This window comes from Microbacterium sp. ER1 (assembly GCF_023383675.1).
Classification (GTDB): domain Bacteria; phylum Actinomycetota; class Actinomycetes; order Actinomycetales; family Microbacteriaceae; genus Microbacterium.
In genome coordinates this window covers 1-290 of sequence record NZ_QCXO01000041.1, presented here as the reverse complement: position 1 = coordinate 290, position 290 = coordinate 1, and the positions used below count along the sequence as shown (strand labels likewise).

At 60.7% G+C, this 290-nt stretch carries 1 protein-coding gene; it reads left to right on the top strand.

Going from position 1 to position 290, the window contains the following annotated elements; translation table 11 throughout:
• Positions 1 to 290: transposase (locus tag BV453_RS01675; RefSeq protein WP_283398766.1), on the top strand; the 290-nt coding region annotated here is incomplete at both ends.

Sequence of the window (290 nt, the reverse complement as noted above, 5' to 3'; positions counted from 1 at the left end):
ACTCACGGGGACGTAACCGAGATTTACGATGTCGATGCCGTAGCGGGGCACTTGCTTCCGCCTGGATCGGTGTTCGCTTTCCTTGCAGCGCACCGTCGGGAGCTGTTTCCCGACGATGCGTTTGCGGACTTGTTTTCCTCGCAGAACGGCCGCCCGTCAATACCGGCGGACGTGATCGCGTCGGTGATGGTGTTGCAAACACTGCACAACCTTTCCGACAGGGAAGCGGCCGAGGCGTTGACGTATGACCTGCGGTGGAAAGCCGCCTGCGGGTTCGCGCTGACTGAAAC